Source organism: Amycolatopsis sp. NPDC001319 (genome assembly GCF_042896185.1).
GTDB lineage: Bacteria > Actinomycetota > Actinomycetes > Mycobacteriales > Pseudonocardiaceae > Amycolatopsis.
The window spans coordinates 1-14,696 of record NZ_JBIAWY010000028.1 but is presented as its reverse complement, the minus strand read 5'-3'; the positions used below and the strand labels follow the sequence as shown (position 1 = coordinate 14,696).

General features: G+C 70.7%; 15 protein-coding genes and 1 rRNA gene. 11 read left to right on the top strand and 5 right to left on the bottom strand.

All coding sequences use genetic code 11. The features are described 5' to 3' along the window. The first annotated feature begins 110 nt into the window (after positions 1-110). From lpdA to lipB, 5 genes are all read left to right on the top strand, one after another. On the top strand, positions 111-1,484 hold the full coding sequence (lpdA, locus tag ACFY1H_RS48875) for a dihydrolipoyl dehydrogenase (protein WP_366585765.1): 1,374 nt from the start codon (positions 111-113) through the stop codon (positions 1,482-1,484). A 56-nt stretch (positions 1,485-1,540) separates the two neighbouring features. Beyond that, complete coding sequence (sucB, locus tag ACFY1H_RS48870; protein WP_386956702.1) at positions 1,541-3,358, top strand: 2-oxoglutarate dehydrogenase, E2 component, dihydrolipoamide succinyltransferase; 1,818 nt, start codon at positions 1,541-1,543, stop codon at positions 3,356-3,358. A gap of 165 nt (positions 3,359-3,523) precedes the next feature. Next, positions 3,524-4,408, top strand: a complete 885-nt coding sequence (locus tag ACFY1H_RS48865; protein ID WP_386956701.1) for a TIGR01777 family oxidoreductase — start codon at positions 3,524-3,526, stop codon at positions 4,406-4,408. After that, positions 4,405-5,034, top strand: a complete 630-nt coding sequence (locus tag ACFY1H_RS48860; RefSeq protein ID WP_386956700.1) for a phosphatase PAP2 family protein — start codon at positions 4,405-4,407, stop codon at positions 5,032-5,034. Before ACFY1H_RS48865 ends, ACFY1H_RS48860 begins: the two co-directional genes overlap by 4 nt. Then, positions 5,031-5,774: a lipoyl(octanoyl) transferase LipB gene (lipB, locus tag ACFY1H_RS48855; RefSeq protein ID WP_386956699.1), complete on the top strand. Its 744-nt coding sequence runs from the start codon at positions 5,031-5,033 to the stop codon at positions 5,772-5,774. The genes ACFY1H_RS48860 and lipB overlap by 4 nt, the downstream gene beginning before the upstream one ends. A gap of 49 nt (positions 5,775-5,823) precedes the next feature. Here the strand turns inward: lipB and ACFY1H_RS48850 are convergent, their stop codons facing one another. Both ACFY1H_RS48850 and ACFY1H_RS48845 read right to left on the bottom strand, forming a co-directional pair. Further along, positions 5,824-6,756 (bottom strand): LLM class F420-dependent oxidoreductase, encoded by a 933-nt coding sequence (locus ACFY1H_RS48850; RefSeq protein WP_366585755.1) that lies wholly within the window; start codon positions 6,754-6,756, stop codon positions 5,824-5,826. A 37-nt stretch (positions 6,757-6,793) separates the two neighbouring features. Further along, positions 6,794-7,414 carry a TetR/AcrR family transcriptional regulator gene (locus tag ACFY1H_RS48845; protein WP_386956698.1) on the bottom strand — a complete coding sequence of 207 codons (621 nt, stop codon included), beginning with the start codon at positions 7,412-7,414 and terminating at the stop codon, positions 6,794-6,796. Positions 7,415-7,546: 132 nt separating this feature from the next. Here ACFY1H_RS48845 and ACFY1H_RS48840 point away from each other — a divergent pair, with 132 nt between their 5' ends. The 6 genes from ACFY1H_RS48840 (at position 7,547) to ACFY1H_RS48815 (ending at position 13,146) form a co-directional block, all read left to right on the top strand. Beyond that, on the top strand, positions 7,547-8,083 hold the full coding sequence (locus tag ACFY1H_RS48840) for a hypothetical protein (protein WP_386956697.1): 537 nt from the start codon (positions 7,547-7,549) through the stop codon (positions 8,081-8,083). A 35-nt stretch (positions 8,084-8,118) separates the two neighbouring features. Then, on the top strand, positions 8,119-9,069 hold the full coding sequence (locus ACFY1H_RS48835) for an oxidoreductase (protein ID WP_386956695.1): 951 nt from the start codon (positions 8,119-8,121) through the stop codon (positions 9,067-9,069). A gap of 37 nt (positions 9,070-9,106) precedes the next feature. After that, complete coding sequence (gene lipA / locus ACFY1H_RS48830) at positions 9,107-10,108, top strand: lipoyl synthase (protein WP_386956694.1); 1,002 nt, start codon at positions 9,107-9,109, stop codon at positions 10,106-10,108. Between the two features lie 139 nt (positions 10,109-10,247). Further along, on the top strand, positions 10,248-10,901 hold the full coding sequence (locus tag ACFY1H_RS48825; RefSeq protein ID WP_386956693.1) for a DedA family protein: 654 nt from the start codon (positions 10,248-10,250) through the stop codon (positions 10,899-10,901). Positions 10,902-10,965: 64 nt separating this feature from the next. Further along, on the top strand, positions 10,966-11,835 hold the full coding sequence (locus tag ACFY1H_RS48820; protein ID WP_366585743.1) for a patatin-like phospholipase family protein: 870 nt from the start codon (positions 10,966-10,968) through the stop codon (positions 11,833-11,835). Between the two features lie 108 nt (positions 11,836-11,943). Next, entirely contained in the window at positions 11,944-13,146 is a 1,203-nt protein-coding gene (locus tag ACFY1H_RS48815; protein ID WP_366585741.1) for an Ig-like domain-containing protein, read from the top strand. Between the two features lie 255 nt (positions 13,147-13,401). On the opposite strand, the gene ACFY1H_RS48810 is transcribed toward ACFY1H_RS48815, so the two are convergent. The 3 genes from ACFY1H_RS48810 to rrf all read right to left on the bottom strand — a co-directional run. Beyond that, the gene (locus tag ACFY1H_RS48810; protein WP_366585933.1) at positions 13,402-13,695 is read right to left on the bottom strand and encodes a hypothetical protein; all 294 of its coding nucleotides are present in this window, start codon (positions 13,693-13,695) and stop codon (positions 13,402-13,404) included. Next, positions 13,596-13,862, bottom strand: coding sequence for a M55 family metallopeptidase (locus tag ACFY1H_RS48805; RefSeq protein ID WP_366585911.1), 267 nt, complete (start codon positions 13,860-13,862; stop codon positions 13,596-13,598). The genes ACFY1H_RS48810 and ACFY1H_RS48805 overlap by 100 nt, the downstream gene beginning before the upstream one ends. Positions 13,863-14,605: 743 nt before the next feature. After that, positions 14,606-14,696 (bottom strand): 5S ribosomal RNA (gene rrf, locus ACFY1H_RS48800); the annotation flags it as partial.

Genomic DNA, 14,696 nt, shown 5'->3' with positions numbered 1-14,696 from the left:
GTCGGCCGGATCGGCGTAGTGACAAGATGGCTGGTGTCGCGCGCGCGGTTATACCGGGGCTGCGCGACGACCGAGCTTCACCCCTACACCGCTGCCGAGGAGTTATTGAAGTGAGCGACACCTCCGCCGACCTTGTGATCCTGGGAGGCGGATCGGGCGGCTACGCCGCGGCTTTCCGCGCGGCCGAGCTGGGCCTTTCCGTCACGCTGATCGAGAAGGACAAGCTGGGCGGGACCTGCCTGCACCGAGGGTGCATCCCGACCAAGGCCCTGCTCCACGCCGCCGAAGTCGCCGACGAAACTCGCGAATCGGAGTCGGTCGGGGTCAAGGCCGTGTTCGAAGGCATCGACATCGCCGGGGTCAACAAGTACAAGGACGGCGTCGTCGCCCGCCTTTACAAGGGCCTGCAGGGCCTGGCCAAGGCGCACAAGGTGAACCTCGTCGAGGGCACCGGCACGTTCGTCGGCGGCACCACGGTCGAGGTCGACGGCACGCGCTACACGGGCAAGAACGTCATCCTCGCCACCGGTTCGTACTCGCGCACCCTGCCCGGCCTGGAGCTCGGCGGCCGGATCATCGCCAGCGAGCAGGCGCTCGCGCTCGACTGGGTGCCGAAGAAGGTCGTGGTGCTCGGCGGCGGCGTGATCGGCGTGGAGTTCGCGAGCGTCTGGGCCTCCTTCGGCGTCGACGTCACCGTGGTCGAGGCCCTGCCGCGCCTGGTGCCCGCCGAGGACGAGTTCGCGTCCAAGCAGCTCGAGCGCGCGTTCCGCCGCCGCAAGATCGCCTTCAAGACGGGCGTGCGCTTCACCGGCGCGAAGCAGGACGACAACGGCGTGAGCGTGTCGCTGGAGTCCGGCGAGACCATCGACGCCGACCTGCTGCTGGTCGCCGTCGGCCGCGGCCCGAACTCCGCGGGCCACGGCTACGAGGAGGCCGGCGTCAAGATCGACCGCGGCTTCGTCCTCACCGACGACCGCCTGCGCACGAACCTGCCGAACGTCTACGCCGTCGGCGACATCGTGCCGGGCCTGCAGCTGGCTCACCGCGGCTTCCAGCAGGGCATCTTCGTCGCCGAGGAGATCGCCGGGCTCGCCCCGCGCGTGATCGACGAGAAGGGCATCCCGCGCGTCACCTACTCGCACCCCGAGGTCGCCTCGGTCGGGCTCACCGAGTCGCAGGCCAAGGAGAAGTACGGCAACGACGTCACCACCTACACCTACGACCTCGGCGGCAACGGCAAGAGCCAGATCCTCAAGACCTCCGGTGGCGTGAAGCTGGTCAAGGCGCCCGACGGCCCGGTCGTCGGCGTGCACATGGTGGGCGACCGCGTCGGCGAGCTGATCGGCGAAGCGCAGCTGGTCTACAACTGGGAGGCGTTCCCGGAGGACGTCGCCCCCCTCATCCACGCGCACCCCACCCAGACCGAGGCTCTCGGTGAAGCGTTCCTCGCCCTCGCGGGCAAGCCGCTGCACGTGCACAGCTGACGTCTCACCAGCACAATCCAAACCTACGTCTTACAGATCAAGGGAGTCAGCGAACGATGGCCTACTCCGTCACGTTGCCGGAGCTCGGTGAGAGCGTCACTGAAGGCACCGTCACCCGGTGGTTGAAGCAGGAAGGCGACACCGTCGCGGTCGACGAGCCGTTGCTCGAGATCTCCACCGACAAGGTCGACACCGAGGTCCCGTCCCCCGTGGCAGGCACCCTGGTGAAGATCAGCGCCGGTGAGGACGAGACCGTCGAGGTCGGCGGCGAGCTCGCGGTGATCGACGACGGCACCGGCGGCGTCCCCGCCGCTGCCGAGCCGGCCGCCGCGCCCGCGCAGGAAGCCGCTCCGGAGCCGCAGGCGGCGCCCGAGCCCGAGCCGACGCCGGCGCCCGCCGCGCAGGCTCCGCAGGCCGAGGCCCCGTCGCGACCGGACACCGCGCCGGCGTCGGGTGGCCAGGGCACCGAGGTGAAGCTGCCCGAGCTGGGCGAGAGCGTCACCGAGGGCACCGTGACCCGCTGGCTGAAGGCGGTCGGCGACTCGGTCGAGGTCGACGAGCCGCTGCTCGAGATCTCCACGGACAAGGTCGACACCGAGGTGCCGTCGCCGGTCGCCGGCACGGTGCTCGAGATCCGCGCCGGTGAGGACGAGACCGTCGAGGTCGGCGGGGTTCTCGCGGTGATCGGTGACGCGGGTGCGGCTCCGGCCGCCGCCCCGGCGCCCGCCGCTCCGGCCCCGGCGGCTCAGGCTGCCCCGGCCGCCCCGGCTCCGGCCCCGGTTCAGGAGAGCAAGCCGGCGCCCGCCGCGCCTGCGCCCGCCCCAGCTGCTCCGGCTCCGGCCGCTGCTCCGGCGCCGGCTGCCGCTGCCCCGGCCGCCAAGGCCGAGGACAACGGTTCGGCCGACGGCCCGTACGTCACGCCGCTGGTGCGCAAGCTCGCGTCCGAGCACGACATCGACCTGTCGACGCTGACCGGCAGCGGTGTCGGCGGCCGGATCCGCAAGCAGGACGTGCTCGCGGCGGCCGAGGCCAAGCAGAAGGCGGCCGCCCCGGCGCCCGCGGCTGCTGCCCCGGCTCCGGCCGCGCAGACTCCGGCTCCGGCCGCGGCCGCCCCGTCGGCTCCGGCCGCCGTCTCGCCGGACATCGCCGCCCTGCGCGGCACGGTGCAGAAGGCCAGCCGGATCCGGCAGATCACGGCCACCAAGACCCGCGAGTCGCTGCAGGTTTCCGCGCAGCTCACGCAGGTGCACGAGGTGGACGTGACGAAGATCGCCAAGCTGCGCCAGCGTGCGAAGGCGGCCTTCCGCGAGCGCGAGGGCGTGAACCTCACGTTCCTGCCGTTCTTCGCGAAGGCCACCGTCGAGGCTCTCAAGCAGCACCCGAACGTCAACGCGTCCTACAACGAGGACACGAAGGAGATCACCTACCACGGCGCCGTGCACCTGGGCATCGCGGTGGACACCGACCGCGGTCTGCTGTCGGTCGTGATCCACGACGCGGGTGAGCTGAGCCTCGCCGGTCTCGCGCACCGCATCGCCGACCTGGCGGCGCGGGCGCGGGCCAACCACATCAAGCCGGACGAGCTGACGGGCGGCACCTTCACCGTCACGAACATCGGCAGCAACGGCGCCCTGTTCGACACGCCGATCATCGTGCAGCCGCAGTCCGGCATGCTCGGCACCGGCGCGGTCGTGAAGCGCCCGGTCGTCGTCTCCGACGCCGAGGGCAACGACACGATCGCCGTCCGTTCGATGGTGTACCTGCCGCTGACCTACGACCACCGCCTGGTCGACGGCGCCGACGCCGGCCGCTTCCTCACGACCATCAAGCAGCGCCTGGAAGAGGGCAAGTTCGAAGACGAACTCGGCCTCTGACGCGGTAGCCGGTCTGTCGAAGGCCCCGCACTCCTCCAGGGGTGCGGGGCCTTCGCCGTTTCCCGGTGACCGTCGCGCGCACGACCACCCACAATGGACAGACGATCCGCCGGGCAGCCGCGCCCGGGCGTGCGCCCGGCGGAGGGATAGGACACGATCTGAGGCATGCGGGTACTCATCGCGGGGTCCGGCGGGCTCATCGGCACGGCACTGGCAGCGACACTGCGCTCGGCCGGCCACGACGTGCGCCGCCTCGTGCGGCGCGCCGCGCAGGCGGCCGACGAACACGGCTGGGACCCGCCGGCGGCGCGGATCGACGAGGGCGCGTTCGACGGTGTCGACGCCGTCGTGAACCTCTGCGGCGCGCCTCTGCTGCCGGGCCGCTGGAGCGCGATGCGCAAGCAGGTGCTGCTCGACAGCCGCGTCGAGCCCACGGAGGTGCTCGCCGAAGCCGTGGCCGAACACGGTGTGAAGGTGCTCGTGAACGCCTCCGCCGTCGGCTTCTACGGCAACACCGGTTCCCACGTGGTCGACGAAACCGCCGCCACGGGCACGGGTTTCCTGGCGGAGCTCTGCACGGCGTGGGAAGGCGCCACCGCGGCCGCGAAAACCGCCGGCGCCCGCGTGGTGCTCGTGCGCACCGGCCTCGTGCTCGCACGAAAAGGCGGCCTGCTCGACGTGCTACGGCCGCTGTTCGGTTTCGCCCTGGGCGGCCGCCTCGGCGACGGCCGCCAGTTCATGCCGTGGATCTCGCTCGACGACGAGGTCGGCGGCCTCGTCCACGTGCTGGAACACGAGACCCTGGCCGGCCCGGTCAACCTCGCCGGCCCCGCGCCCGTCACCAACGCGGAGTTCACGAAAGCCCTCGGCCACGCCGTGCACCGGCCCGCGCCGTGGTGGGTGCCCGGGATCGCGCTGAAGTTCGCACTCGGGCAGGCCGGCGAGGAAATGGCGTTGTACGGCCAGCGCGCCGTCCCCCGGAGGCTGGAGCACACGGGTTACGAGTTCCGCCACCGCACGCTGGAGAGCGCGCTGGCCGCCGCGACATGACCGTGCCGCGGGTCCGCTGGGTCGTGACGGGCGTGGTGCTGCTCGCCGCTTTCGTCGCCCTGGGCCTGCTCGTCGACCGGCAGCCGCTGCAGCTCGACACGGAGGTGGCGAACGCGTTGCGCGGCCAGGACACGCGCCCGGCCGGATTGGTCGCGGGTGTCGTCACGAACGTCCTCGGGCCCGTGCTGCCCTGGGTTCTCGGCGTGGCGCTGGTGGCGCTGGTGTTGCGGGACCGGTCGAACCGGTCGGTGTGCGTGCGGCTGGCCGTGGTGCTGGTGCTGTGCCGGCTGACGAGCGTGGCGTTCAAACCCGTGTTCCTGCGCCGGCGTCCCCGCGAGTACCCGGACCTGAGCTACCCCAGCGGCCACGTCGTCGCGGTGGCGTCGACCGGGCTGGTCGTGGTGCTGGCGTGCGGCTGGCTCGCCCCGCGGTTCGTCCGCTGGGCGGCGGGGATCGCGGCGGCCGCGACCGTGGTGGCGGCGGCCTGCCGGATCGTGCTGGGTGTGCATTGGGTCACGGACACCGTCGGCGCCGTGCTCGCGGTGCTGGGAGTGGGCCTGGTGTCGGCGACGGCACTGCGGCTCGTGCCCTTTCGCCAGCCCGACGGGCGTAGCCTCGACGAGTGAGTTCTTCGACCGATTCCTGCCGTGCCGCCACCGAACCCGTCGTAGTCCGGGAGCTCGGCACGATCGACTACACCGAGGCCTGGGACCTGCAGCGGGAGATCCTCACCGCGCGCGCCGACGAGACCGGGCCGGACACCCTGCTGCTGCTGGAGCACCCGTCGGTCTACACCGCGGGCAAGCGCACGGAGCCCGAGGACCGGCCGGCCGACGGCACGCCGGTGATCGACGTGGACCGCGGCGGCAAGATCACGTGGCACGGGCCAGGGCAGCTCGTCGGCTACCCGATCCTGCAGCTCGCCGACCCGATCGACGTCATGCACTACGTGCGCCGCCTCGAGGAGGCGCTGATCGTGGTGTGCGAGCAGCTCGGCGTGCGCACCGGCCGCGTCGAGGGCCGCAGCGGCGTGTGGATCCCGGCCGACGACCGCGGCATCGAGCGCAAGATCGCCGCCATCGGCATCCGCGTGCAGCGCGGCGTGACCATGCACGGCTTCGAGCTCAACTGCAATGCCGACCTCGGCGCGTTCGACTCGATCGTGCCGTGCGGCATCCGCGACGCCGGCGTCACCTCACTGTCCTACGAGCTGCAGCGCGACGTCACCGTGGCCGAGGTGCTGCCCCTGGCGCGCGACGCCGTGCTGGCCGCGCTCGAGGGCGAGCTGGTCGTGCGTGACGACCGCTGGCTGCCACGCCCGGAAGCGCCTTCGGCGCCGGGCGTCACCTTCGCCCTGCAGAACTGAGCACCCGTGAGAGGCGGCGCCGGTACGAGCGCCGCCCCTCACGAGTGGTTCACAGCTGCGGCGCCACGTCCGAGGCGATGAACTCGAGGTGGTCCAGGTCCTGCAGGTCGAGCACCTGCAGGTAGAGCCGCGTGATCCCCGTCTTCTCCCGCCACTGCCCGATGCGGTCGACGACCTGGGCCGCCGTGCCGGCCAGGCCGTTTTCGCGCAGCTCACCGAGGTCGCGGCCGATGGCCCCGGCCCGGCGCGCCACCTCGGCGTCGTCGCGGCCGATCGCGACGGTGAGCGCCACCGACCGCAGGATCTCCTTCGGGTCGCGGCCCACGGCCTCGGCCGCGGCGGCGACGCGCTCGAACTGCGCCAGCGCGGCTTCCGGGCTCGCGAACGGCAGGTTGAACTCGTCGGCGAAGCGCGCGGCCAGCTCGGGCGTGCGCTTCTTGCCCCCGCCACCGATGATCACGGGCGGCGCGGGCGACTGCGCCGGCTTCGGCAGCGCGGGCGAGTCGACGACGGTGTAGTGCTCACCGGAGAACGAGAACGTCTCGCCCACCGGCGTCTTCCAGAGGCCGGTGATGATCTCCAACTGCTCCGCGTAGCGGTCGAAGCGCTCCTTCAGCGGCGGCAGCGTGAGCGCGTAGGCGGTGTGCTCGGTGTCGAACCAGCCCGCGCCGAGACCGAACTCCACGCGGCCACCCGACATCTGGTCGACCTGCGCCACGGAGATCGCGAGCGGGCCGGGGTGGCGGAACGTCGCCGCCGTGACGAGCGTGCCGAGGCGGATCCGCTGCGTCTCGCGGGCGAGCCCGGCCAGCGTGATCCACGCGTCGGTGGGCCCGGGCAGGCCGTCGCCGTCGCCCATCTTCAGGTAGTGGTCGCTGCGGAAGAACGCGTCGAAGCCGGCGGCCTCGGTCGCCTTGGCGACGCGCAGGAGGTCGTCGTACGTGGCGCCTTGCTGGGGCTCCGTGAAGATCCTCAAGTCCATGGCGCCACCCTAGCCACGACACTGGTCACGGCGCCGTTCAGCTCGCGGCCGGCCGCTCCCCCGCGTCGCCCGGCTGACGCAGGCGCAGCAGCATCCGCACGATCACGTCCTCGATCTGCTCACCGACCTTCTTCGGGTCGGCCGCGCCCGCGATCTCCGTGGCCGCGCTGGACAGCGCGCCGAACAGCAGCCGGGCCGTGATGTCGACCGGCACGGGCTCGACCTCGCCGGCGTCCACTAGCGACTGCAGGCCCGCGCGCACGAGCCCGAAGCTGCACTGCTCCTCGGCCTCGCGCCAGCGTTCCCAGCCCATCACCACCGGCGCCTCGTGGATCGCGATGCGCTGGTAGGCCGGGTCGAGGCAGCTCTTGATGAACGCGTTGAGCGCGCCCATCGCCCGTTCCCACGGCGTGCCCGGGCCCGTCATGATCTTCTCCAGCCGGTCGTAGACCAGGCTCTCCACGGAGTCGAACGCGGCTTCGAAGAGGGCCTGTTTGCCGCTGAAGTGGTGGTACAGCGCGCCTTTGGTGACGCGGGCACGTTTGGCCACCTCGTCGAGCGAGGTACCCGCGTAACCGCGTTTCGTGAACAGCTCGACGGCGCTGTCGACCAGGGCGGATCGTGTGGACTCCGAGTAGTCGAGTCGTCTGGACCTCATTGTCGGCACCCTCACAACCTTACGCCGGACGGCGATCTCCATACCCATGGTATGTTCACGGCGTCAGGTCCGTACCGGGAGTATGCCGCAAACCCGCGGTACGACCCGGGCCACGGAAGGGGAGCCCACACCATGAGCTGGACCGACTTCTACCGACGCCGGGAGATCCTCGAGGCGGCCGTGCGCCACGCGCAGCGCACCCCCGGTGAGCCGTTCGTTCTCACCGAGATCCCCGGTGCCATCGACGTTTTCGGCTGTGAAGAGAACCTGCTGCTGGCGCTGCAGTACAAGTGGACGCAGGTGCTCGGGGGGCATCTGCGCGCCGAGCTGGCCGACCCGGAGGACGCCGCGGCCGACGGCGTCGGCGACCAGGTCGACACCGTTGCCCGCGCGTGGCGGCGCGCGCAGTCCGAGCACGAGACGCTGCGCGCGGTGCTCGACGGCGCACTGACCCGGCACCCGTCACTGGTGAACCTGCACGAGGGCGAGCTGCGGATGCTGGCGCTCACGGCGGGGCTGGCCGAGCCCGGCGAGCCCGTCGAGGAGCTCACCCGCGTCGGCTACGCCTTCGATTCTCTGGTGCGTGCCGGCACCGACCGCGCCGGGCGCCCGGTGCGCCGGCGCAGCCCCATGGGACACCTCATGCGCCTGCTCGCGCCCAGCGCGTGACCGCGTAGTTACAGGCGTGTAGTTAGGTGAGCCCCATGAACCCACGCTGGACCGAGGCCGAGCTGGCCGACCAGACCGGCCGGACCGTCCTGATCACCGGCGCCAACTCGGGCCTCGGTCTGCGCACGGCGGAAGTCCTCGCCGGCCGCGGCGCGCGGGTGCTGCTCGCGTGCCGCTCGGCCGAGCGTGGTGCCACCGCCCTCGACCGCGTGCGCGCCGTGGCCTCCGGTGCCGCGCCCGAGCTCGTGCCGCTGGATCTGGCCGACCTCGCGTCGGTGCACAAAGCGGCGACGTCGGTGCGTGAGCTGACCGGCGACGCGCTCGACGTGCTCGTGAACAACGCCGGCGTCATGGGCACGCCCAAGGGCCGGACGGCCGACGGCTTCGAAACGCAGTTCGGCACCAACTACCTCGGGCCGGCCGCGCTCACGTGGCTGCTCATGCCCGCGCTGCGCGGCGGCACGGCGGCGCGCGTGGTCACGCTGACGAGCATGGCGGCCACCGGCGCGCGCATCCGGCTGGCCGACCCGAACTTCGAGCACTGCCGGTTCAACACGGGCGCCGCCTACGGGCAGTCGAAGCTCGCCGACCAGATCTTCGGGCTGGAGCTCGACCGGCGGCTCCGCGCTGCCGGTTCCCCGATCATCAGCGTGCTCGCCCACCCCGGCTACACCGAAACCGGTTTGCAGGCGGGGATGGCGAAGTCCTACCCCAACCCCGTCGTGCGCACCTTGATGCTCGGCACGATGCGCCTCGGCAACCTGCTGCTGGCGCAGGACCTCGCTCACGGGGCGCTGCCGCAGCTCTACGCGGCCACGCAACCCGACGTCGAGGGCGGCGACTACTACGGCCCGGACCGCCTGTTCGGCTCCCGTGGGCATCCCACGAAGGTGCGCCCGCTCGCCGCCGCCCGCGATCTCGCGACGGCGACCGCATTGTGGGACTTGACGGCCCGTTTGACGAACGTCACGCCCGACCCGCAGTAGGCGATTCGCCCCGTACCACGGGCGTAGTGTGGTCGACGTGACTGCTGCGCCTGAAGGGCGGAAGTTGCTGCGGCTGGAGGTCCGCAACAGCGAGACGCCGATTGAGAAGAAGCCGTCGTGGATCAGGACGAAGGTGCGGATGGGGCCGGAGTTCACCGAACTCAAAGGCCTGGTGCGGCGTGAAGGCCTGCACACCGTCTGCGAGGAAGCCGGCTGTCCCAACATCTACGAGTGCTGGGAAGACCGTGAGGCGACGTTCCTGATCGGTGGGGACCAGTGCACGCGCCGGTGTGACTTCTGCCAGATCGATACCGGGAAACCGTCCGCGCTGGACCGCACCGAGCCGCGCAAGGTCGCGGAATCCGTGCAGGCGATGGGTTTGCGGTACTCGACCGTCACGGGTGTCGCGCGCGACGATCTCGACGACGGCGGGGCCTGGCTGTATGCGGAGACCGTCCGGCAGATCCACGAGCTCAACCCGGGTACGGGTGTGGAGCTGCTGATTCCGGACTTCAACGCCGATCCGGCGCAGCTGGCCGAGGTGTTCGGGTCGCGGCCGGAGGTGTTGGCGCACAACGTGGAGACGGTGCCGCGGATCTTCAAGCGCATCCGCCCCGGGTTCCGCTACGCCCGTTCGCTGGAAGTCATCACGAAGGCCCGTGAGGCCGGGTTGGTGACGAAGTCGAACCTGATCCTCGGGATGGGTGAGACGCCCGACGAGGTCGAGCCGGCGATGCGGGATCTGTTCGAGGCGGGTTGCGAGATCCTGACGATCACGCAGTACCTGCGTCCCTCGCCGCGGCATCATCCGGTGGACCGGTGGGTGAAGCCGGAGGAGTTCGTGGAGCACTCCCAGGCGGCCGAGGCGCTCGGGTTCAGTGGGGTGATGGCGGGACCGCTCGTGCGCTCGTCCTACCGGGCGGGCCGGCTGTACGCGCAGACCAAGGCCCACCGCGGCGAGGAGCTGCCGGAGAACCTCGCGCACCTGGCCGAACAAGGCCCGGCGGCGCAAGAGGCCAGCTCGCTGCTCGCGCGCTGACCGCCGTCTCACCCCGAAGGGCCCGCTCACGTCGAGCGGGCCCTTCGTCGTTTCCGGCCCCTTACGGGCTTCCCCTGGGAAGTCCCCCAGGTCGGCCGGAACGCCGTGACGGATTCCAAAGAATCCGTAAAGTGACCTTGTGGCTTTGGTAACGGATCTTCTGAACTGGCTGCACGGACTCCCGGTACCGGGACTGGTCGCGGCGGCCGGCGGGCTCGTGTTCGCCGAGTGCACCATCGGCCTGGGGTTCGTCGCGCCCGGCGAGTCGGCGCTGCTCATCGCGGCCACGACGGCGACCACGACCCCGCGCTTCCTCACGCTGTGGGCGGTGGTCACGGTGTGCGCGGCGCTCGGCGACTCCGTCGGCTACGCGCTCGGCCGCCGGTTCGGACCACGGCTGCGCGAGACGAAGCTGATCCGCAAGTACGGCCTCGACGCGTGGGACAAGGCCGCCGGCGTGCTGGAGCGGCGCGGCGCGTGGGCGGTGTTCTTCGCACGGTTCCTGCCGGTCTTGCGAACGTTGACGCCCGCCGCCGCGGGCGCGTCGCGGCTGCCGTTCCGGAAGTTCCTGCCCGCGACAGCGGTGGGCGCGCTGTGCTGGTCGCTCGTGCACATCAGCCTCGGCGCCGCGCTCGGTGAGGCGGCCAAGAAGGTGGAGGGCGCGCTGAGCACGGGCTTCCTCGTGGCGGCGGCTGTGGTCGTCGGCGTGCTGGTGTTTTTCCTGGTGCGAATGAAGAAGCGCAAGGCACTGGCGCCGGAGAAGACCGAGGAACCCATGCGCGTCGCGGAGTGATCCGGTGTGGCATCACACGTCCGTGACGCCGCCGTGAGCGCTCACGCTTACTACATTCGGCGGTATGACTCCACTCGATCTCCCCGGGCCGGTGGCGTTCGTGCTCGGCGGCGGAGGGAGCCTGGGCGCGCTGCAGGTCGGGATGCTGCGCGCGCTGGACGAAGCCGGTGTGACGCCCGACCTCGTGGTCGGCACGTCGGTGGGTTCGCTCAACGCGGCCGTGCTGGCGTTGCCCGGCGCGGACCGGCTCGGGCGCCTGCACGACATCTGGAAGCACATGACGAAGCACGAAGCCTTCCCCGGCGGCGTGTTCAGCCAGGTGCGCACGCTTCGCCACAGCAAGACGAACCTGTTCCCCAACACGGGTCTCACGAAGATCATCGACGACCACCTCGGCCCCGGCCGCCGTTTCGAGGACCTGGAACTCCCGCTCGGCGTGGTGACCACGGACGTCGACACGGCCGAGCCGGTGCTGTTCCGGGAGGGGCCGCTGCGTGAGCCGTTGCTCGCGAGCTGCGCGATTCCGGGGATCTACCCGCCGGTGGAGTACGACGGCCGGCTGCTCTACGACGGCGGCCTGGTGGCCAACGTGCCGATGCGCCAGGCGCTCGCGATGGGCGCTCGTTCGCTCGTGGTGCTGGACTGTGCGTTCCCGGGCAAGATGCCCGGTGCGCCGCACACGTTCGCCGAGGTGATGATGTTCACCGCGTTGATCAGCATGCGCAACCAGGCGGCGCTGGAGGCGCCCGCGGCGGCGCGGCGGGCGCCCGTGGTCTACCTGCCCGGGCCGGCGCCCGTGCGGGTCAGTCCGTTGGACTTCACGCGGACCGACCACCTCGCCGAGGAGGCTTACCAGTCTGCCCGTGACTACCTGAAGGAACTGGTCGTCGACGGCCCCGGTCTCTACGGCGCACCAGGGCTCGTCACGGCGTGATCCACGCCACTGCGATGCACCTATCCGCTGCGTGGGGCGTCTTCCTGATCGCGTAGTTTTGGAATGGAAGAAGCCTGCCGGCCCGCGATACCCCGCAAAAGAGACAAAATGTTCCCGAAGAAGACTTTCCTTTCGGTTGCCGGAATTCTCGCGGCAACCCTGCTGGTTTCGGCCTGCTCCTCCGGTGGGGACACCACCGGCGGCAGCGCGGCACCCGTCACCCCGGGTGGCACGAGCCAGGCGGCGGCGCCGGCGACGGTGTCGATCGACCCGGCCGACGCCTCCGGGATCAGCCCGACCACCCCGATCGTCGTCAAGGCCGCCAACGGCAAGCTGACCGACGTGACGGTGACCAACTCCAAGGGGAAGTCGGTCGCCGGCAAGCTCGCGACGGACGGCTCGAGCTGGACCAACACCGAGGTACTCGGCTACGGCGGCACCTACAAGGTCGTCGCGCACGCCCAGGGCGCCGACGGCAAGCAGGTGGAGAAGGACGGTGACGTCACCACGGTGTCGCCGAAGAAGCAGGCGAACGCGAACCTGATCCCGGCGCCGTCGGCCGTGAAGTCGACCGGTGTCGGCGTGGGGCAGCCGATCGTGTTCAGCTTCGGCGTCGCGGTGAAGAACAAGGCCGCGGTGGAGAAGGCGCTGTCGGTGCAGTCGTCGCCGAAGCAGGACGGCAGCTGGTACTGGATGGACGACAAGAACGTCCACTACCGGCCCAAGGAGTACTGGCAGCCGAACACCACGCTGACCGTCACGGCGAAGATCTACGGCGTCGACTTCGGCAACGGCGTGTTCGGCGCCGAGGACCGCACCGAGACCTACAAGGTGCACGACTCCTGGATCGCCAAGGCGGACGGCAACAGCGAGCAGATGCAGATCTTCCACAACGGCTCCATGGTGAAGTCCATGCCGATCTCCATGGGCAAGGACGCCACGCCGACCCACCTCGGCCCGCACGTCATCTCGGACAAGCAGGCCAACTACACGATGGACTCCTGCACCTACGGCGTCTGCCCGCCCGACCCGAAGGCCTACCGCTCCAACGAAAAGTGGTCCGAACGCATCTCGAACGACGGCGAGTTCGTCCACGAGAACCCGAACAGCGTGGGCCAGCAGGGCAGCTCCAACGTGTCCCACGGCTGCATCAACCTCAACGCCGCCAACGCCCAATGGTTCTTCCAGAACTTCGGCCTCGGCGACGTCGTGGAGGTCACCAACTCCGGCGGCCCGCAGCTCCCCGTCTGGGACCTGTACGGCGACTGGTCGAAGTCCTGGACCGACTGGCAGAAGGGCTCGGCTCTCTGAGCCGTTGAGGGCCTCCGTTCCGGGGTGAGGCCCGCGGGTGACGGACAGGCGGAAGGCGCCGGAGCGATTGTTGCTCCGGCGCCTTTCTCGTTGTCTGGGGGTTGTTCGGTGGGTTGGTGCGGGGGCTTTGTGCCGGCGTTTCGCACCGAGTTTCGGGAGCTCCCTTTCCGACCTGGATTGTCGGCTGGGTTCGCTTGGTGTGGCAGCGAGGCCCGGTACCGAACTGGCGCCGGCGGGACGGGGTGCAGCTTCCGCTCAACTCGCGCTCGTCTGCTTGGGGGCGGTCGCGGTCAGATTCGTATCGCCGGCTGGGTTGGCTTGCCAGCGGCGGCGAAGCGCGCGGACCGATGTGGTGCCGGCGACCGAGTACTGCTTCCGCATCGCTCGGGTTAGCTCGGGTGGCGGTCGCGGTAAGAGGGTGCCGAGCACGGCGAGCACGGCGATGAGCTCTACGACGTTGTAGGCCGTCGGGAAGTCCGGTGCGGTGTAGACCAGGGTGCATCCGGCCCTGTGTTCCATTCCGGGCACAAGCAGGGCGCGTTCGGCCATGTGGGGCGGTGTACCTGGACCTCGAGCGCCACTGGGCTTCCGACGCTGCGCGGGCGCACCGCGGCGCGGGTGGCCAGAGCCCGCAGCACCGCGTCCTCGATCCGCCCGCAGGCCTCCTCGGGGTGGACCATTGCGGCGGCGCGGGCGCCCAGCACCCGCTTCACCATCACGCTGTGGATGCCCGGGGCCACCTCGCCCACCAGGGCAGTGTTGCGGCCCAGTTCGCCGAGGGAGCCACCGTTGCACCGCGCGGCGGCGATCACGCGGCCAACAATCGTGTGCACGACGACCGAGAAGGACCCGCCGGCTCCGAATCCCCTCGCCTCTCCGCCGGGCAAACAAATCCCGAGCAGCGGCCGGGCGGGACACAGGCCCCCGCCCTCCCGAGGGGGGCGTCCCCGAGTCCATTCTATCGGCCCCCACCGACAAAAACGGACACCGCCGGCGCGGTGGGGGTGGTTGTCCACAACCTGATCGGGTGGGGATGGAGTTGGGGTGGGCAGTGGTGGTCGACGGGTTCGGATTGGCCTGCGTGGTGACAGCAGTGGGCGTTGGTGGCTGTTCTCGGGCGCCGAGCGGGCCGGGCAGATCCGGTGTCGGAACAAAGAAGCTCGACCGGGGACAGGGTCTGGGGCGGTGGGGTGCGCGGCTGGGTGCCGCGGATCGGGTTGAGTGGGCGGAGTGCTGGCTGCTGCCTGCTGCGTGCCGTTCCAGAGGCGAGCTGGAGGCCTTCGTGGAACACGCCCAGCGCCACGGCGAGACGACCACCTCGCTGGTCTTCTCGTCCCCCGTCGCGAGCCGGCCGATCACCCGCCCGACCTGAACGCGGGCGTCGAAAATGGTGTGGAAATGCAGTCAGGCCCCGGGAGAACCACTGGGGTTCTCAACCGGGGCCTGACTGTCACATTTAGTTCGGCGGCGTCCTACTCTCCCACAACCCTTCGGTTGCAGTACCATCGGCGCTACCAGGCTTAGCTTCCGGGTTCGGAATGGGACCGGGC